Raw genomic sequence first — 18,123 nt, 5'->3', positions numbered from 1 at the left:
GAAGATATGGGGAAAGTAGCATGGGTGTTTCCAGGGCAAGGTTCCCAAGCCGTTGGGATGGGACAAACCTTTTTAGATTATCCTGAAACGCTTCAAGCAATCGGACGTCGACTCGGATTTGACCTACTTGAAGTCATGTCATCCGGGTCGAAGGAAGACCTACAAGAAACGGAAATTGCACAGCCGGCCATCGTGGCGCACGCTTCGCTCCTCGCGCAAGCCTATGCGAAGAGCGGTGCGGCACCAGATGTCGTCATCGGGCATAGTGTCGGTGAATATGCGGCGCTCGTCAGTGCGGGTGTCATCGATATTGAAGAAGCGACCGTTCTCGTCCGGGCGCGTGGACAGTTGATGTCTGAAGTGAAGGATGGAACGATGGCAGCAGTCGTCGGGATGACCGATCTTCAAGAAGCGCTTCATATCACTGAAAAAATCAGTGCGAGTGGGAATTTAGTTCAAATCGCCAACTTGAATTGTCCTGGTCAATTCGTGATTTCAGGGCATGTCGACGCGGTCGAACAAGCAAGCGTGGAATTGAAGGCTGCCGGTGCGAAGCGGGTATTGCCGTTAAACGTATCTGGAGCGTTCCATAGTTCCTACATGATGCCAGCAGCAACACGTTTCCAAGACGTTCTTGCCTCGTCGCCATTTAAAGCGGCTTCCATCGACTTGATTTCGAACGTGGACGCGGCGGTACATCGTGACCCTGAACAGTTGAAGGCGTTATTGACGAAACAACTGTATTCGTCTGTCCGTTTTGAAGAATGTGTGCGCAAGGCGATTGCAGACGGCGTAGACACGTTCATCGAGTTCGGCCCATCTTCACCGCTTTCAGGATTGATTAAACGAATCGACTCGAACGTTTCGATTCAAAAGGCGACTACGCTCGAAGAAGTCGCCTCGTTAGGAGGAGAAGTACGTGCATGATCAAGTGGCGATCGTGACAGGGGCGTCCCGGGGAATCGGGGCGGCCATCGCGAAACGTTTAGGGGAAGACGGCTTTCGGGTCGTCGTGAACTACTCGGGTAGTGAACAAAAGGCGAATGATGTCGTGGCCATGATCACGGATGCAGGCGGCGAAGCCATCGCCGTGAAAGCAGATGTATCCAATGCTGACGATGTCAAAGCGCTCGTCAAGACGACAGTCGATACGTTCGGACGCGTCGATTGTCTCGTCAACAATGCAGGGATCACGCGTGACGGGTTACTCATGCGAATGAAAGAAGCCGATTTCGAAGATGTGCTGTCGACGAACTTGAAAGGCGCTTTTCTGACATCGCAAGCCGTCACGAGACCTTTGCTCAAGTCGAAAGCAGGTCGAATCATCAACATCGCCTCGGTTGTCGGGATTACCGGCAATGCAGGACAAGCGAACTATGCGGCTGCAAAAGCAGGGTTGATCGGATTGACAAAATCGGTGGCGCGCGAACTAGCGGGACGTCACGTGACGGTCAATGCCGTCTGTCCAGGGTTCATTCAAACGGATATGACCGATGCCTTGACAGATGCGCAACGAGAGGCTACACTCGAGCAGATTCCGTTCAACCGTTTCGGACAGGTGGAGGATGTGGCGAACCTTGTCTCCTTCCTCGCATCGGAACAAGCCGCTTATGTGACCGGGCAGACGATTGCCGTCGATGGCGGCATGACGATGGCGTAAAAGAGAACTTTACCAACAGACTGACATTTAATATACTTACCTTTGGAGGGATTTTATCATGACAAAAGAACAAATTTTAGTAGACGTACAAGAAGCAGTTGCTGAGAAACTCGGGAAAGACGTATCTGAGATCACAGCAGACAAATCGTTCAAGGATGACCTTGGTGCGGATTCACTTGAAGTAATGGAAATGGTGATGGACCTCGAAGACAAATTCGACATCACGATCGAAGACGAAGACGCTGAGAAGCTTGCGACTGTTGGCGACGTAGTGGCTTACATCGAAACAAAATTGTAATCAAGCCATCCCACCGCTCGGTTCCGGGCGGTGGGCTTGTGCTTATTCATGGAGGGAACTATGACAAAAGACAAACGACGGTTTGACCGTCAAGGGTCGGCGCAACGGCGTCGGCGTCAGGAGATGGAACGAGCACGCATCTTGGAACTATTTAAATCATTGGAAGAACGGTTGAACGTTCAATTTTCGAATCACGACTTGTTGATGCAGGCGTTCACACACTCATCTTATGTGAATGAGCAACGCGGGTTACGAAAAGACAATGAACGTTTAGAATTTTTAGGGGATGCTGTTTTAGAACTGACCGTATCTCGCTTTCTCTATGAGACTTATCCGGAGCGCTCCGAGGGGGAATTGACGAAATTACGAGCGGCGATCGTATGTGAACCGTCACTCGTGAATTTTGCGGAAGCTTATGCTTTCTCTGACTTCATCTTGCTTGGGAAAGGTGAAGAGTTGACCGGTGGACGAAAACGTCCGGCACTGCTTGCCGACGTGTTCGAATCCTATATCGGTGCTCTTTATTTGGACCAGGGAATTGAGGCCGTCGAACGATTCCTCGCCGAAGCGGTTTTTCCGAAAGTCTTAGCGGGAGTATTCGAAGAACAGACCGATTTCAAGAGCCAGTTACAGGAGAGCGTCCAACGGGAAGGACTCGGACCTGTTTCGTATGAAATCATCGAGGAACGCGGACCGGCGCATAGCCGGGAATTCGTCGCACATGCACGCCTCAGCGACGACATCGTCGGTGAAGGGGTCGGACGTTCGAAAAAAGAAGCCGAGCAATTGGCTGCTAAAGAAGCGCTTATTGCCTTTAATCGGCGCTACGCAGATTTATAAACGAAAGGAGTGGACCGCTTGGGGGTCCACTCCTTTTTCATGTCAATTGACCGAGTTCTTCGACGATACCATCGACTTCCGACAAAGAGAGCGAAGAGCGTGTCATCACGTACTCGTAAATCTCTTTCACCGCTGACGGATCAGCCGCATTATATTCTTCCGCTTTGATTGCACCGCGGTTAATAATGTTCATTTTATCCAAAATGGCTTCAATCATCTGTTCATTCGTCATCTGTATTCCCCTTTCTACAGTTCTTTTTAGAATAGCATGATTCGGGCATTTTGACGAACTGTTAACTGTGGTAAAATATACAGATGAATGCTTACTGCGGATAGGATGGTCACGATGCACTTAAAACGAATCGAACTCGCTGGCTTTAAATCATTTGCCAAGCGAATTGAATTAGATTTCCGTCCCGGCGTCACGGCTGTAGTAGGGCCGAACGGGAGCGGGAAATCCAATATATCGGACGCTGTTCGCTGGGTACTCGGAGAACAGTCGGCCAAATCACTTCGTGGTGCCAAGATGGAAGATGTCATCTTTGCCGGAAGTGAAGGAGAGAATCACCGAAATGTCGCCGAGGTCACCCTCGTTCTCGATAATCGAGACGAACAGTTGCGTCTCCCATATGAAGAAGTGAGTGTGACCCGTCGCGTGACCCGAAGTGGGGACAGCGACTATTTTATGAATAAAAAACCATGTCGGTTAAAAGATGTGATTGATTTATTTATGGATACAGGTCTTTCACGAGATGCATTCGCCATCATCGGTCAAGGGCGGGTCGAACAAGTCATTTCTGGGAAACCGGAAGATCGACGTGCCGTCATCGAAGAGGCAGCCGGTGTATTGAAATATCGTCAGCGGAAAAAACAGGCTGAACGCAAGTTACAGGACACCGAATTAAACTTGTCCCGGGTCGATGACATTTTATTCGAGTTGGCGGACCGAGTCGAACCGCTCCGTGAACAAGCGGCGCTCGCTCGGGAGTACAAAGTCGCCAAAGCGAGACATGATGAACTCGAAACAGGAATCATGGGCGCAGAAATTCAGTTGCTCCAACAGGAGATTGAGCAAGTGTCCGCACGTCACGTGGAATCTGTTCAACAGTTATCTGACTGTGACCGTTCGTTACGTGACCTCACGGAGGAACGTAGCGGGCTCGAAGCGAAGCTCGCCGAGTTACGCGAAGAATTGACAGAGCTGAACCAAAAAGAACGGGAGCATTCGACCTATGTCGAGCGTTTGACGGGTGACATCAAGCTCGCAAAAGCACAAGAAGAACACGGTGCCGAGATGAAAGAACGACTCATCCGACAACGTGAAGAAGTACGTGCAGAGATGACCGAGCTTGAAGCGCGATTGAAGGTCGTTCATGAAGAACTTGACCAAAAAGGAAACACGTTGAAACAAACGACTGCGACGAGAGAGTCACTTCAACAACAGTTGAAAGCCGCCTCTCGTGATTTCAATGCTGAAATCGAAGCGTTACAAAGTGAGGCGTTCGAACTCGCGACAACGAAAGCGACAATCGGTAACCAACAAAAGCGGGAACAACGGGATATCGATGTCGCCGTCGAGTCGAAAGAACGCCTTCTACGCGAGAACAAACATCGTCTCGATGATCGTTCCTCGCAGGAAGCGACTCTTTTGGCGACTCGAGAGCAGTATGAAGCGGTACAAAGTCGCTTTGAACAACTGAGTCAAAAAGAGACGCAACTTCGGGACGAAGAGACGGCAATTCGTGAAAAACGTACACGAGCCGAATCGTCTTTCTACGACCTCGAACGCCGCCGTCAGAAGACGGAAGACCGAATCGAGATGCTCGAACGGATGAAGCAATCGTATGAAGGCTATTTCCATGCGGTCAAGTTCGTCTTAAAAGACCGTTCATCAGGTGTCCTTGGTGCTGTCGCGGAACTGATCCGTGTCCGTCCTTCGTATGAAGCGGCCATCGAAACGGCACTTGGGCAGACACAGCAGCATGTGGTCGTACAAGATGAGTCAGTGGGGCGCCGTGAAATTGACAAATTACGAAAAGCCAACGCAGGACGGGCGACATTCTTGCCGATGACGACGATCAAACCGAGATTCGTGCCGAGTGAGGTGTTAGATCGACTCGACTCGATGAACGGATTTGTCGGGGTGGCGTCGGAACTCGTTGAAACAGATGCATCATACGAGACGTTGAAAAAGTCGTTGCTCGGTTCAGTGCTCGTGGCGGAGACACTTGAAGTCGCGAACCGCATCGCCCAATCGACGGGTTATCGTTTCCGTGTCGTCACGTTAGAAGGGGACATCGTCAACGTCGGTGGTTCGATGACGGGTGGTAGTCGCAAGCAGGGCGTGGCCCTGTTCACGCAGTCGCGCGAATTGGATGACTTGAAACAAGGTCTCACCCAAGGGCTCGCCATGTTGCATGAACAAAAAACACGTCTTCAAGAGTATACAGAACAGTTGACGGACATTACGCGTCAATTATCTGAACTTCGGGATGAGAAACGTTCCGTTGAAACGAACCTCCGTGAAGTCGAGTCGGCCTACCGTACTGCGGAACGTGCCTCCCTCGATGCCAAGTCACAACTTGAACTGTTCGATCATGAAATGATGCGCTACGAGCGGACGATCGAGACAGCGACTGCCGAATTAGAGCGACTGACGATTGAATTGGCCGATACAGACCGCGCACAAGCTGACATTCGTTCTCGTCTCGAATCGCTTCGGGCCGAGCAGGCGAAAAGTGCTGAGAGCACGGGCCAACTGGAATCGATGCTTCGTCAAAACGAGCTCGATCTTCAGCGGCACACGCTCGAAGAAGAACGGGTCCGATATGAATTGGACCGTTTGACGACCGAACAAAATCGTCTGCAGGAACGAAGCGATCAGATGGAGCGTGAACTGACGCGGCTCGAGAGTGGAGAAGTCGTGTCGTCTATGGAACTTGAGGCGACGCTTGCTACTGCCAAACTGGATTTCAAAGAAATTCAAGAGCGGCTTCAAGAAGTGACGGCAACACTCAAGACGAACGAAGAGGCGTATCGGATCATACGTCAACGGGTCGATCAGGCAACGGAGGCAAGACGTCAAGCTGAAGCTGTCGTTCGAAAACTTGAAACGGCGAAACAAGAGTTCGAGCTGAAACGACAATGGAAGCTCGATGTGTTAGAAGAGAACGGACTCGTCGCAGAACTATTGCCGGCACTCGAAATCCCGTTAGAAGAGGCGAAAGAGGAGTTTAAGTTGCTCGTTCGTCAAATCGAAGAAATCGGACCGGTCAATCTAAATGCGATCGAAGAGTTTGATAGTGTCCACGAACGGTTCACGTTCCTGTCCGAACAGCGGGATGACCTCGTCAGTGCAAAAGAAGATTTATATGAGATCATCGCCGAGATGGACCGCGAAGTGACACGCCTCTTCAAAGAGACGTATACGAGCGTCCGGGCGCATTTCAAACAGACGTTCACCGAGCTTTTTGGTGGCGGGGAAGCGGATTTGAAATTGGTCGACGAATCGGATTTGTTGAACACAGGAATCGAAATCGTCGCCAAACCACCAGGTAAAAAGTTACAGACACTCAGTCTGTTATCTGGTGGAGAGCGTGCGCTGACGGCCATCGCTCTATTGTTTGCGATTTTGAAGACGCGTCCGGTACCGTTTTGTGTTCTCGATGAGGTCGAGGCGGCCCTTGACGAGGCGAACGTGCATCGTTTCGGAGAATACATTCGGACGTTGTCGATCGACACGCAGTTCGTCATCATCACGCACCGTAAAGGGACGATGGAAGCGGCGGATACACTATATGGCGTCACGATGCAACAGAACGGGGTATCCGAGGTATTATCGGTCGAACTGTCTGAAGCAAAACGTGTCGTTGAAATGGATGAAGAGATGGAGGAATCACGTTGAGCTTTTTCAAGAAATTAAAAGAGAAGTTGACGACATCTACCCAAGAGGTGTCACAAAAGTTTACAGAGGGGTTGACGAAGACACGTGACGGCTTTGCAAGTGCCGTCAACGACCTCGTCTATCGCTTCCGCGAAGTGGATGAAGATTTCTTCGATGAACTCGAAGATTTACTCATTCAAGCGGATGTCGGCGTCACGACGACGATGGATCTCGTCGAAGATTTGAAAGAAGAAGTGAAGCGACGTAATCTGAAGGACCCGGTCGCGGTGCGTGACGCACTCGTCGAAGTCGTGGCGAACCGCCTCCAAGAGGATGAATCGGACCGTGAACTGAATATGCAAGACGGACTCACGGTCATCTTGTTTGTCGGCGTCAATGGTGTCGGAAAGACGACGACCATCGGCAAGCTGGCGCACCAGTTGAAATCTGAAGGGCGTTCCGTCATGCTCGCGGCAGGGGATACGTTCCGTGCCGGTGCCATCGAGCAACTTCAAGTATGGGGAGAACGTGTCGGGGTTCCCGTCATTCGTCAAACGGAAGGGTCTGACCCGGCTGCCGTCGTCTTTGACGCCGTTCAGGCTGCCAAGTCACGCAACATGGACGTCTTGATTTGTGATACGGCGGGACGTCTCCAAAATAAGGTCAATCTAATGAAAGAACTTGAAAAAGTCAAACGAGTCATTGAGCGGGAAGTTCCGAACGGACCGCACGAAGTATTGCTCGCATTAGACGCGACGACGGGTCAAAACGCCATGGTTCAAGCGAAAGCGTTCAAAGAAGCGACGAACGTGAGCGGAATCGTCTTAACGAAGCTCGATGGGACGGCCAAAGGCGGAATCGTCCTAGCGATTCGGAACGAACTCGATATCCCGGTCAAGTATGTCGGGCTTGGAGAGAAGATTGACGATTTACAGGAGTTTGATCCAGAACAGTTCGTCCTTGGATTGTTCGGTGACGTTTTTGAAGACAAGAACGAGGAAGCTTTGACAGAAAAAGAGGACACAAACGAGGACCTCGCCTAAGTTTTGCTGTTAAGAAAAAAACTTGACAAGTAGTAGGCACGGCTGTACTATAGGTAGTTGTAAAGGGATTTCACTTAACATGTGGAGGTGAAAGGTTTGACGCTCGAAAAAACGAATCGCATGAACTATCTCATCGATTTCTATCAAGCGCTCCTCACACCGAAACAGCGCAACTATATGTCTCTTTATTACCTAGATGACTACTCGCTCGGAGAGATTGCGGAAGAGTTTGAAGTCAGCCGTCAAGCGGTCTACGATAACATAAAGCGCACAGAAACGATGCTTGAACAGTACGAGGAAAAGCTAGCCCTATTCGAAAAGTTCGAACAGCGCCAGCAACTTCTTCAGACCCTCAAACGTCAAGTCGAGCTCACCGATGACGTGAGCGCCACGATTTCTGCGCTTGAGAATTTAGAGTAGGGGGCTGAAGCATGGCATTTGAAGGATTATCAGAACGATTGCAATCGACACTTTCAAAAATGCGCGGTAAAGGGAAAATCTCGGAGGCCGATGTCAAAGAGATGATGCGTGAGGTTCGCCTCGCCCTCCTCGAAGCCGACGTCAACTTTAAAGTCGTCAAGCAATTCGTCAATGACGTGAAGGAACGCGCGGTTGGTCAGGATGTCATGAAATCATTGACGCCAGGTCAACAAGTCGTCAAAATCGTTCACGAAGAGTTGTCGAACTTGATGGGAAGCGATGTCGTCCCGATCACATTCAGTCAGAAACCACCGACAGTCGTCATGATGGTCGGTCTGCAAGGGGCAGGGAAAACGACAACGATCGGGAAGCTAGCGAACTTGATTCGTAAAAAGCATAACCGAAGTCCTCTTCTCGTCGCGGCGGACATTTACCGTCCGGCGGCAATCAAGCAGCTCGAGACACTCGGAAAACAACTCGATTTACCGGTCTTCTCACTTGGTGATCAAGTGAAGCCGGAAGAGATTGTGACGAAGGCACTCGAGTACGCAAAAACAAATCATCACGATTTCGTGTTGATCGATACGGCCGGTCGCCTTCATATCGATGAGACGCTTATGGGCGAGCTCGAAAATGTGAAGACGATTGCCAAACCAAATGAGATCTTCCTCGTCGTCGATTCGATGACGGGTCAAGATGCGGTCAATGTGGCCGACAGTTTCAATGAGAAACTCGGAATCACCGGGGTCGTGCTCACAAAGCTCGACGGAGATACACGAGGCGGGGCAGCCCTTTCGATCAAGGCAGTCACGGGAGCGCCGATTAAATTCGTCGGTCTCGGAGAAAAGTTGGATGCCCTCGAACCATTCCACCCGGAACGCATGGCGTCACGGATTCTTGGAATGGGGGACGTGCTCTCGCTCATTGAAAAAGCCGAGACACAGATGGACCAAGACGCAGCGAAGGAGCTTGAAAGCAAAATTCGTGACGCGTCATTCACGTTCGATGATTTCATTGAACAGTTGGCCCAAGTGAAAAACATGGGACCAATTGATGAATTACTTTCGATGTTACCTGGTGCAGGTAAGATGAAAGGGTTGAAGAACGTCCAAATCGACGAGAAACAACTCGATCACGTCGAAGCGATCATTCGCTCGATGACGAAACATGAGCGCGCCAATCCGGAAGTGCTCAACGCGAGTCGTCGTAAGCGGATCGCAAAAGGGAGCGGTCGCTCGATTCAAGAAGTGAACCGTCTCATCAAACAGTTCGATGACATGAAGAAGATGATGAAACAAATGTCAGGACAAATGAAAGGGAAGAAAAAAGGTCTCGGCCTTCCATTCTTCTAACAAAATCTTTTGTCAGTCGAACGAAAAAGCTGTATACTATAAAAGTTGTCAATTCTTAAACACATGATGGAGGTATATTACCATGGCAGTTAAAATTCGTCTTAAGCGCATGGGCGCAAAAAAATCACCTTTCTACCGTATCGTTGTAGCAGACTCACGTTCACCACGTGACGGTCGCTTCATCGAGCAAGTTGGTCACTACAACCCGGTTGCAAAACCAGAAGCAGAAGTTCGCATCAACGAAGAACTCGCTCTCAAATGGTTGGCAGACGGCGCGAAGCCATCTGACACAGTACGCAACTTGTTCTCTAAAGCAGGGATCATGGAGAAATTCCACAACGCGAAAAACGCGAAGTAATGATGTGGCCGACCTTTTCTGAGGTCGGCCTATTTTGTTGAGGAGGGAAAAAGATGGACTGGTTATATGTAGGGAAAATCGCCAATACGCACGGCCTGAAAGGGGAAGTGAAGATTTTGGCGGCGACAGACTTTCCGGAAGAGCGATTTAAAAAAGGAAACACGTTGTTTCTTGATGTCGACGGAACTAAACAGGAAATGACGATCACGACGTATCGTCCTCATAAGCAGTTTCACCTCGTCACATTCAAAGGGTTTGACAATATCAACCTCATTGAAAAATATAAAGGGCTGAAACTATATGTCCACGCCGAACACGTCCACGACTTGGACGAACACGAATTTTATTATCATGAAATCATCGGCTGTGAGGCTGTCGTGGATGGGGAAGTCATTGGTGTCGTCGACGACATCTTTGAAACGAATGGAGCGAACGACGTATGGGTCATCAAACGACCAGGAAAGTCGGACGCGCTCATCCCTTATATCGAATCGGTCGTCCAAGAGATTGATGTCGATGCGAAGCGTATCGTCATCACGCCGATCCCTGGAATGATTGACGATGAAGATTGATGTATTGACGTTGTTCCCCGAGATGTTTCATGCGCTCGATCACTCCATCGTCGGTCGGGCGAAGACGCTCGGGCAAGTGGAGATGTCGTTCCTCAATTTTCGGGACTTTTCAACGAACAAGCATCATAAAGTCGATGATTATCCGTACGGCGGTGGAGCGGGCATGTTGCTCACGCCGCAGCCGATCTTTGATGCGTTTCATTCCCTTGAGGCGAAGAGCCCAAGGGTCATTCTCACGACGCCTACCGGAAAACCGTTCAATCAACGAATGGCCGAAGAATGGGCCAAGGAGGAACATCTGGTCTTTCTGTGTGGACATTATGAAGGGTTCGACCAACGGATCCATGATGAACTGGCGACCGACGAGGTGTCGATCGGTGATTTCGTTTTGACAGGTGGAGAGCTCGCGACGATGGTCATGATTGATGCGACCGTAAGGCTCATTCCGGATGTACTTGGCGATCAGGCGAGCCATGAAGATGACTCGTTCTCGACTGGTCTCTTGGAATACCCTCACTATACACGACCGGCTGATTTTCTTGGATTGACCGTGCCGGAAGTGCTCTTGTCGGGAAATCACGCCCGGATCGAGGCATGGCGCCGAGAGCAATCGCTCGAACGCACGTATCGACGACGTCCGGATTTGCTCGAACATGTCGAGTTGACGGATGTCGATAAAAAGTTTCTGCAATCGTTGCGCGATTGAGAAATATATGCTATGTTTGAGCATGTGGGTTAAACCCATCGATTACCGATGTTCCGCTATTGGATGCTTGGGCATATGAAGATATGAACATTGAAGAAAAAGGAGATATGATTCATGAACACACAAAAACTGTTCCGTGAAATCACAGAAGAACAATTCAAATCGGACGTACCTGCTTTCCGTCCTGGTGACACAGTACGTGTCCACGTTAAAGTTGTAGAGGGAACGCGTGAGCGTATCCAGATCTTCGAAGGTGTTGTAATCAAGCGTAAAGGTGGCGGCATCAGCGAAACATTCACAGTCCGTAAGATTTCTTACGGCGTAGGTGTTGAGCGTGCATTCCCGCTTCACTCACCACGCGTTGCACAAATCGAAGTCGTACGCTACGGTAAAGTTCGCCGTGCGAAACTTTACTACCTCCGTAACCTTCGCGGTAAAGCAGCACGTATTAAAGAAATCCGTCGTTAAGATGGGAATTAAGCTTGTCGCTTGCGACAAGCTTCTTTTTTTCTAGTACAATAAGTTCAAATGGATAGAGGAGTGAGTGAAGTTGAAAGAAGTGTTTAGTTGGCTAAAAGCCATCGTGGTCGCTCTTGTCATCGCGTTCGTCATCCGGACGTTCATCTTCGTTCCTGTCATCGTTGAAGGAGAGTCGATGATGCCGACACTCCACAATGCGGATCGGATGATCGTCAGTAAAATTTCGAACTATGTTGGGGAGCTAGACCGAGGTGATATCGTCGTATTCCATGCGACTGAATCAAAAGACTATATTAAACGTGTCATCGCCATCCCAGGCGACACGCTCGAATATCGAGATGATGTGCTTTATATTAATGGTGAAGCGGTAGAAGAGCCGTATTTAGACGAGTTTCGTGCCCAGATGAACGGGTTCCCGTTGACCGAGAACTTCACACTCGAACAAGTGACGGGTGAGTCGGTCGTTCCAGAGGAATCATACTTCGTCATGGGAGACAATCGTCAAAACTCGAAAGACAGCCGTGAGATCGGATTTGTGTCGAAAGAGGAGATTGTCGGCAAGACGAACTTCATCTTCTGGCCACTCGATGATGTTGGCACGGTAGAAGATTAAGGTGGTGCTTTTTTGGCAATTCAATGGTTTCCTGGCCACATGGCCAAAGCAAGAAGACAAGTAACTGAAAAATTAAAGCTAATCGATGTCGTCATCGAACTCGTAGATGCACGCGTGCCTCAGTCGAGTCGCAACCCGATGGTCGATGAGATTACAGCGGGAAAACCCCGTCTCATCGTCTTGAACAAAGCAGACATGGCCGACCCCGTCGTGACGGAGGCGTGGTTACGTGCCTTGAAACGCGAAGAAGTCGAGGTTGTCGCTGTCGACGCGAAACATAGCAAAGGCTTGAAACAGCTCATCACGGGTGCTCAGAAGTTGATGAAAGAAAAGCATGACCGGATGCGTGAGAAGGGGCGGAACCCCGGACCGATCCGTGCGCTCATCATCGGAATCCCGAACGTCGGGAAGTCGACGCTCATCAACCGTCTCGCCGGACGAAACATCGCCATCACGGGCGACCGTCCTGGTGTGACGAAGCGTCAACAGTGGATCAAGATGAAAGGCGGCGAGATGGAGCTGTTGGACACACCGGGGATTCTCTGGCCGAAATTTGAGGACCAAATTGTCGGATATCGTCTAGCCGCGACCGGCGCTATCAAAGACGAGATTCTCAACTTGGATGATATCGCCTTGTATACGGTTCGTGAGTTGCATGCTCGTTATCCTGAACAATTAAAGGAACGATTCAAACTTGAAACGTTACCCGAGGACAGCGTTGAGCTCCTTGAGTTGATCGGGAAAAAACGTGGTCTCATCAGTGGCGGTTACGTCGATTTCGAAAAAGCGAGCGAACTACTTTTGAATGAACTACGACATGAAAAAATCGGACGGATCTCGCTTGAGACACCGGCTGATCACGAAATGGCGTAAAGCCCTGTGCACACAGGGCTTTTTTGAATAGGAGGAAGACCGTGACGATTCAACAGATTAAACAACAACTAGAGGACATCCGATATGAAGAATGGGTACAAATCTTCCCGACCTTGTCACGAGACCCACGAGCGGGCGTGCAAACGTTGCTTCGGCAAAAACACCGTCAATTCGAGCGAGAACGGGCGTTACAGGTCGATTTCGAACGTCGCATGACGTATGAACATGAATGGAAGGCGCGAGGCTTCACTCGAATTGTCGGAGTCGATGAGGTCGGACGGGGACCGCTCGCGGGACCGGTCGTGGCTGCGGCAGTCTTGTTACCGGATGGGTTCTATCTCGCGGGATTGAATGATTCGAAAAAAATGTCCAAAACGGCGAGGGATGCAGCATACGCACACATCATCGAGGTCGCGGAGGTCGGTGTCGGCATCGTCGAGCCGAAGACGATTGATGTCATCAATATATACGAATCGACGAAACTAGCGATGACAGAGGCGATTCATCAAGTCGGAGAAGTAGACGCCCTATTGATTGACGCCATGAAACTCGAGCTCGACATCCCTCAACAGTCATTGGTTAAAGGGGACACGCTCAGTGTGTCGATAGCCGCGGCAAGTGTCGTCGCTAAGGTGGTAAGGGACCGGATGATGGAAGAATATGATTTGACGTATCCTGGATACGGATTTGCGAAAAACGCAGGATATGGAACAGAGGCTCATTTAGAAGGGTTAAGACGCCTTGGGGTGACTCCGATTCATCGCCGTACGTTTGCCCCCATCAAGCATATGTGAAAGGAGTGGTCGCGTTGCGGATCGATCATCAAGGGGTTATGCCGTTCAAAGTGACGGAACAGACGTCACGCCCGCTATTACTAGGGAACACAGTCGTCGGAAAGGTGTTGCAGCTCTTACCTGGAAACGAGGCGGTCATGCAACTGCCCCAAGGGATTTTCCGGGTCGGTGTCAATGCGAACGTGAAAGAGAACGTCACGTATAAGCTGGTCGTCACGGACGTTGAACCGAAGCTCGTCTTGAAGGTCGTCACGCAAGCGACAGAATCGCTCATGGCGGTCAAGTCCCCTCTGCAGGCGTTAGGAGAACAGCTCGGACGCCTGATGCGAGAGCCGATGCTGACGCCGGACTCCGTGAAGACGGCCGGCAAAACCGCGTTAGAAAGCGGCGCAGGTCAGGATGTAAAAGCGCTCGTCGGGGAACTGTTCAAAGCGAAAGGTGAGCCGAAGTTCGAGCAGTTCGTGCGTGCGCAGGAAGCGTTCAACGCGAGCCAAAGCCCGCCGTTCATCGCTCAAGCATTTCACATACCGCAATTGGGTCCGTTTGAAAACGTTCAACTTCGTCTAGAGGCCCCGAAACGAGAGACGATGGACTCGGATCATGCGCGGATCGTCTTGTTTCTTGAAACGCCGCGATATGGTGAGACCGGGATTGATGTGTTGATTCAAAAGCGTTACGTGTCCGTACGTGTATTCAATGAGCAACACGATTTGGCTCCATACGTCCGTACATACGAACCACTTTTGAAAGAAGGTTTAAAAAAGGTGTCATTCGAACTGTCTTCATTTTCGTATGAAGCGAAGCGTGAACACGTTCCGGCAACGTTTGCACCGCTCGGAAAGGTGGACCTCCAAATATGAAAGACCAGAAGAAAGCGATGGCGCTCTCCTATGAGCAGTCGATGGATGCGCCCCATGTCGTAGCAAAAGGAACGGGTATCGTGGCCGAGCGGATGCTTGAAGTTGCTTTAGCGAACGGCATTCCTATCCATGAAGACCCAGCGCTCCTCTCGTTACTGTCGGCCTTGAACATTGAAGAGCAGATTCCAGAGGACGTCTATCAAGTCATTGCCGAACTTTTTGTGTTTCTTTATCAGATGGAACAGGATAAAATTTGATTTGTCTAGGGATATATGTGAAAAAAAGATGAAAACTTAAAGCAAGAACGATAGACAGCGCTTTCAGTTTTTCGTTACAATAGACGTGCCGATATTAAAGGGGACTAAGGGGGAAAACATATGAATATCCATGAGTATCAGGCGAAAGAATTGTTAAGAGAGTTTGGGGTAGCCGTTCCGACGGGTTATCCGGCCTTTACTGTTGAAGAAGCTGTTGCAGCTGCTGCGAAGCTTGAAGGTGAAGTGAAGGTAGTAAAAGCTCAAATCCACGCAGGTGGCCGCGGTAAAGCGGGTGGTGTTAAACTTGCGAAGACAGATGAAGAAGTGAAACAATATGCTTCAGAGATTCTCGGGAAAACGCTCGTGACACACCAAACAGGTCCGGAAGGAAAAGTTGTCCAGCGTCTCTATATCGAAGAAGGTTCTGCGATTGACCAAGAATTTTACTTAGGACTCGTGCTTGACCGTTCGATCGGCCGAATTGTCATCATGGGTTCATCTGAAGGTGGAATGGACATCGAAGAAGTCGCTGAACATACACCAGAGAAGATTCATAAAGAGATCGTCGACCCGGTCGTAGGCTTACGTCCATTCCAGGCGCGTCGTCTCGCATTCAAAATGGAAGTCCCGACGAAACTTGTCAATAAGTTCAGTGACATGGTCATGAAGCTGTATAAAGTGTACGTCGAGACAGATTGCACAATCGCGGAAATCAACCCGCTCGTCACGACGAAAGACGGTAACGTCATCGCGCTTGATGCGAAGTTGAACTTCGATAGCAACGCGCTCTATCGTCACTCGGACGTCCTTGCTCTTCGTGATACGACGGAAGAAGACCCACGTGAAGTAGAAGCGTCAAAACACGACCTCAGCTACATCGCACTCGACGGAAACATCGGTTGTCTCGTCAACGGTGCCGGTCTTGCGATGGCAACGATGGATATCATCAAACATTACGGCGCTGAACCCGCTAACTTCCTCGACGTAGGTGGCGGTGCGACGAAAGAAAAAGTAACAGAAGCATTCAAGTTGATTTTGTCTGATGACCAGGTCAAAGGGATCTTCGTTAACATTTTCGGTGGGATCATGAAATGTGACATCATCGCAGAGGGGATTGTCGCTGCGACGAAAGAAATCGGACTCGACTTACCACTCGTCGTTCGCTTAGAAGGAACGAACGTTGATGCCGGGAAGCGCATTCTCGATGAATCTGGACTTGCGATCACGACGGCCAGCTCGATGGCTGACGGTGCAGAAAAAATCGCAGCACTTGTTCGATAAGGGGGAAACGACATGAGTATTTGGGCGGATAAAGATACGAAAGTAATCATTCAAGGGATTACAGGGAAGCAAGGTCTGTTCCACGGTGAACAGATGCTCGCATATAACACGAAATTAGTCGGTGGTGTCACACCTGGTAAAGGTGGCACGACGGTCCTCGACAACGTTCCAGTCTTCAACACCGTCTCTGAAGCGGTCGAAGCAACTGGTGCCAATGCATCGATCATCTATGTTCCACCTGCTTTCGCAGCGGATTCAATCATGGAAGCGGCAGACAGCGGCATCGAGCTCATCATCTGTATCACAGAAGGGATCCCAGTTGTGGACATGATTCAAGTGAAGCGCTATCTCGAGGACAAACCGGCTCGTTTAATCGGACCGAACTGTCCTGGTATCATCACACCTGGAGAAGCGAAACTTGGCATCATGCCTGGCTACATTCATACGAAAGGGCACGTCGGAATCGTATCACGTTCTGGGACGCTCACGTATGAGGCGGTTCATCAGTTGACGACAGCAGGTATCGGACAATCGACAGCTGTTGGAATCGGCGGAGACCCGGTCAATGGAACAAACTTCATCGATACGCTTAAAGCGTTCAACGAAGATGAGGACACGAAAGCGGTCATCATGATCGGGGAAATCGGCGGAACGGCTGAAGAAGAGGCAGCTGAATGGGTAAAAGCCAACATGACGAAACCAGTCATCGGTTTCATCGGCGGCCAGACGGCTCCTGAAGGCAAGCGCATGGGACATGCGGGTGCAATCATCTCAGGTGGTAAAGGGACGGCTGCTGAGAAGATCAAGACATTGAACGCGAATGGAATCGAAGTCGCTGAAACACCAGCGGTTATCGGTGAAACGTTAATTCGTGTCTTGAAACAGCAAGGATTATACGAAGCATGTGTCACGGGTCAACCGACGACATGAGAATCTTGAGGGATGCTTGCATCCCTCATTTTTTTAAAGGAGAGTTTGTGATGAATCAAACAATAGCTCGGTTTGCTGCAGCACGAATGCCAGTTGAGTTTGTGCATCATTATTTAAACGGGACACTCGGAGCACATCGCACACAATTTTCTGAACATGTCTGGAGACGGGCTGAACGAGCCTGGCACGCATCGGAGTCGTATAAACATTTCGTCACATGGGAAGACGACTTGTTTCCGAAACGGTTACTCGACATCCCCAACCCTCCATATTGCTTGTTTTATCATGGAGATTTAGAGGTACTACAAGAAAGAACGACTGCGATGGTCGGAAGTCGTGAGTTGAATCGTATCAGTCAACCGCTCGTGAATCACTATCACTCTTTAATAGAAGAAACTGTATCTGTTTCAGGTGGCGCCCTCGGAATCGACGGGCTCGTCCACGCCCAAGCCCTTCTCGCTCGTCGACCGACCGTGGCGGTACTGGGAGCTGGACTGAACCGGCTCTATCCGGAGGCGAACCGAGACATGCTTTTACAGATTCCACAAGAGGGAGTCTTACTTAGTGAATATGTACCAAACACGCCGATTCAAAAAATTCAATTTTTGGAAAGAAATCGTTTGGTCAGTGGTCTTGGCGATGCGTTGGTCGTTATACAGGCGAGACGAAAGAGTGGGACGATGAATACGGTCGGACATGCTCTAGAGCAAGGGAAAACGGTATTTGCGGTGCCAGGTTCACCCCTTGATCCACTCGCGGAGGGACCGAACCGGTTGATTGAAGAAGGTGCGATTCCATTGACGAATTCCGATCAAATTATTCGAGATCTCAAGATTGTACGTTGACAAACCGGTGAGAACATGAATATTATGGTAGGGATTTAAATGACCTCTAAAAGGGGAG

Annotated in this window: 21 protein-coding genes; 20 read left to right on the top strand and 1 reads right to left on the bottom strand. The window is 50.0% G+C overall.

The features are described from left to right. Positions 1–6 precede the first annotated feature (6 nt). From fabD to rnc, 4 genes are all read left to right on the top strand, one after another. Complete coding sequence (gene fabD / locus IRJ25_RS08140) at positions 7–927, top strand: ACP S-malonyltransferase (protein ID WP_215244051.1); 921 nt, start codon at positions 7–9, stop codon at positions 925–927. Next, entirely contained in the window at positions 920–1,660 is a 741-nt protein-coding gene (fabG, locus tag IRJ25_RS08135) for a 3-oxoacyl-[acyl-carrier-protein] reductase (protein WP_074037275.1), read from the top strand. Before fabD ends, fabG begins: the two co-directional genes overlap by 8 nt. Before the next feature lie 58 nt (positions 1,661–1,718). Next, positions 1,719–1,958: an acyl carrier protein gene (gene acpP / locus IRJ25_RS08130; protein ID WP_074037274.1), complete on the top strand. Its 240-nt coding sequence runs from the start codon at positions 1,719–1,721 to the stop codon at positions 1,956–1,958. A gap of 123 nt (positions 1,959–2,081) precedes the next feature. Beyond that, positions 2,082–2,798: a ribonuclease III gene (gene rnc, locus IRJ25_RS08125; protein ID WP_074037940.1), complete on the top strand. Its 717-nt coding sequence runs from the start codon at positions 2,082–2,084 to the stop codon at positions 2,796–2,798. 37 nt (positions 2,799–2,835) lie between these two features. Here rnc and IRJ25_RS08120 read toward each other — a convergent pair whose 3' ends face one another. Continuing rightward, complete coding sequence (locus IRJ25_RS08120) at positions 2,836–3,030, bottom strand: DUF1128 family protein (protein ID WP_015881361.1); 195 nt, start codon at positions 3,028–3,030, stop codon at positions 2,836–2,838. Between the two features lie 114 nt (positions 3,031–3,144). Here IRJ25_RS08120 and smc point away from each other — a divergent pair, with 114 nt between their 5' ends. The 16 genes from smc to dprA all read left to right on the top strand — a co-directional run bounded on the left by smc (position 3,145) and on the right by dprA (position 18,065). Beyond that, positions 3,145–6,702: a chromosome segregation protein SMC gene (gene smc / locus IRJ25_RS08115; protein ID WP_269318072.1), complete on the top strand. Its 3,558-nt coding sequence runs from the start codon at positions 3,145–3,147 to the stop codon at positions 6,700–6,702. Continuing rightward, positions 6,699–7,724 carry a signal recognition particle-docking protein FtsY gene (gene ftsY / locus IRJ25_RS08110; protein WP_015881363.1) on the top strand — a complete coding sequence of 342 codons (1,026 nt, stop codon included), beginning with the start codon at positions 6,699–6,701 and terminating at the stop codon, positions 7,722–7,724. Before smc ends, ftsY begins: the two co-directional genes overlap by 4 nt. 96 nt (positions 7,725–7,820) lie before the next feature. Continuing rightward, a complete protein-coding gene (locus IRJ25_RS08105; RefSeq protein WP_015881364.1) occupies positions 7,821–8,144 on the top strand; it encodes a putative DNA-binding protein in 324 nt (107 codons plus the stop codon). An 11-nt stretch (positions 8,145–8,155) separates the two neighbouring features. Then, entirely contained in the window at positions 8,156–9,496 is a 1,341-nt protein-coding gene (gene ffh, locus IRJ25_RS08100) for a signal recognition particle protein (protein ID WP_269318071.1), read from the top strand. Positions 9,497–9,578: 82 nt separating this feature from the next. After that, positions 9,579–9,854 carry a 30S ribosomal protein S16 gene (rpsP, locus tag IRJ25_RS08095; RefSeq protein WP_015881366.1) on the top strand — a complete coding sequence of 92 codons (276 nt, stop codon included), beginning with the start codon at positions 9,579–9,581 and terminating at the stop codon, positions 9,852–9,854. Positions 9,855–9,907: 53 nt separating this feature from the next. Next, positions 9,908–10,426, top strand: a complete 519-nt coding sequence (gene rimM, locus IRJ25_RS08090; RefSeq protein ID WP_269318070.1) for a ribosome maturation factor RimM — start codon at positions 9,908–9,910, stop codon at positions 10,424–10,426. Next, the gene (gene trmD / locus IRJ25_RS08085) at positions 10,416–11,132 is read left to right on the top strand and encodes a tRNA (guanosine(37)-N1)-methyltransferase TrmD (RefSeq protein ID WP_269318069.1); all 717 of its coding nucleotides are present in this window, start codon (positions 10,416–10,418) and stop codon (positions 11,130–11,132) included. Before rimM ends, trmD begins: the two co-directional genes overlap by 11 nt. A gap of 114 nt (positions 11,133–11,246) precedes the next feature. Next, a complete protein-coding gene (gene rplS, locus IRJ25_RS08080) occupies positions 11,247–11,600 on the top strand; it encodes a 50S ribosomal protein L19 (protein WP_015881369.1) in 354 nt (117 codons plus the stop codon). 82 nt (positions 11,601–11,682) lie between these two features. Then, positions 11,683–12,225, top strand: a complete 543-nt coding sequence (gene lepB / locus IRJ25_RS08075) for a signal peptidase I (protein ID WP_015881370.1) — start codon at positions 11,683–11,685, stop codon at positions 12,223–12,225. A gap of 12 nt (positions 12,226–12,237) precedes the next feature. Further along, positions 12,238–13,098 carry a ribosome biogenesis GTPase YlqF gene (ylqF, locus tag IRJ25_RS08070; RefSeq protein WP_196430536.1) on the top strand — a complete coding sequence of 287 codons (861 nt, stop codon included), beginning with the start codon at positions 12,238–12,240 and terminating at the stop codon, positions 13,096–13,098. A 41-nt stretch (positions 13,099–13,139) separates the two neighbouring features. Continuing rightward, positions 13,140–13,892, top strand: coding sequence for a ribonuclease HII (locus IRJ25_RS08065; protein WP_269318068.1), 753 nt, complete (start codon positions 13,140–13,142; stop codon positions 13,890–13,892). Between the two features lie 14 nt (positions 13,893–13,906). Beyond that, a complete protein-coding gene (locus IRJ25_RS08060) occupies positions 13,907–14,752 on the top strand; it encodes a hypothetical protein (protein ID WP_269318067.1) in 846 nt (281 codons plus the stop codon). Next, complete coding sequence (locus IRJ25_RS08055; RefSeq protein WP_074037264.1) at positions 14,749–15,009, top strand: EscU/YscU/HrcU family type III secretion system export apparatus switch protein; 261 nt, start codon at positions 14,749–14,751, stop codon at positions 15,007–15,009. The genes IRJ25_RS08060 and IRJ25_RS08055 overlap by 4 nt, the downstream gene beginning before the upstream one ends. Before the next feature lie 120 nt (positions 15,010–15,129). Continuing rightward, positions 15,130–16,290 (top strand): ADP-forming succinate--CoA ligase subunit beta, encoded by a 1,161-nt coding sequence (sucC, locus tag IRJ25_RS08050; RefSeq protein ID WP_159562085.1) that lies wholly within the window; start codon positions 15,130–15,132, stop codon positions 16,288–16,290. 12 nt (positions 16,291–16,302) lie between these two features. Beyond that, positions 16,303–17,220: a succinate--CoA ligase subunit alpha gene (gene sucD, locus IRJ25_RS08045; RefSeq protein ID WP_015881376.1), complete on the top strand. Its 918-nt coding sequence runs from the start codon at positions 16,303–16,305 to the stop codon at positions 17,218–17,220. A 50-nt stretch (positions 17,221–17,270) separates the two neighbouring features. Next, complete coding sequence (dprA, locus tag IRJ25_RS08040) at positions 17,271–18,065, top strand: DNA-processing protein DprA (protein WP_269318066.1); 795 nt, start codon at positions 17,271–17,273, stop codon at positions 18,063–18,065. Positions 18,066–18,123: the final 58 nt, after the last annotated feature.

This window comes from Exiguobacterium sp. KJ 601, assembly GCF_027161185.1.
Classification (GTDB): Bacteria; Bacillota; Bacilli; order Exiguobacteriales; family Exiguobacteriaceae; genus Exiguobacterium; species Exiguobacterium profundum.
The sequence above is the reverse complement of the archived record's forward strand: the minus strand, read 5'-3'. Positions and strand labels throughout refer to the sequence as shown.

Coding starts and splice junctions, on each gene's coding strand:
- ffh (WP_269318071.1), top strand. CDS start 8,156: ATGGCATTTGAAGGATTATCAGAACGATTGCAATCGACACTTTCAAAA.
- sucC (WP_159562085.1), top strand. CDS start 15,130: ATGAATATCCATGAGTATCAGGCGAAAGAATTGTTAAGAGAGTTTGGG.
- IRJ25_RS08120 (WP_015881361.1), bottom strand. CDS start 3,030: ATGACGAATGAACAGATGATTGAAGCCATTTTGGATAAAATGAACATT.
- acpP (WP_074037274.1), top strand. CDS start 1,719: ATGACAAAAGAACAAATTTTAGTAGACGTACAAGAAGCAGTTGCTGAG.
- dprA (WP_269318066.1), top strand. CDS start 17,271: ATGAATCAAACAATAGCTCGGTTTGCTGCAGCACGAATGCCAGTTGAG.
- fabD (WP_215244051.1), top strand. CDS start 7: ATGGGGAAAGTAGCATGGGTGTTTCCAGGGCAAGGTTCCCAAGCCGTT.
- IRJ25_RS08055 (WP_074037264.1), top strand. CDS start 14,749: ATGAAAGACCAGAAGAAAGCGATGGCGCTCTCCTATGAGCAGTCGATG.
- sucD (WP_015881376.1), top strand. CDS start 16,303: ATGAGTATTTGGGCGGATAAAGATACGAAAGTAATCATTCAAGGGATT.
- rnc (WP_074037940.1), top strand. CDS start 2,082: ATGGAACGAGCACGCATCTTGGAACTATTTAAATCATTGGAAGAACGG.
- rplS (WP_015881369.1), top strand. CDS start 11,247: ATGAACACACAAAAACTGTTCCGTGAAATCACAGAAGAACAATTCAAA.
- smc (WP_269318072.1), top strand. CDS start 3,145: ATGCACTTAAAACGAATCGAACTCGCTGGCTTTAAATCATTTGCCAAG.
- rpsP (WP_015881366.1), top strand. CDS start 9,579: ATGGCAGTTAAAATTCGTCTTAAGCGCATGGGCGCAAAAAAATCACCT.
- rimM (WP_269318070.1), top strand. CDS start 9,908: ATGGACTGGTTATATGTAGGGAAAATCGCCAATACGCACGGCCTGAAA.
- trmD (WP_269318069.1), top strand. CDS start 10,416: ATGAAGATTGATGTATTGACGTTGTTCCCCGAGATGTTTCATGCGCTC.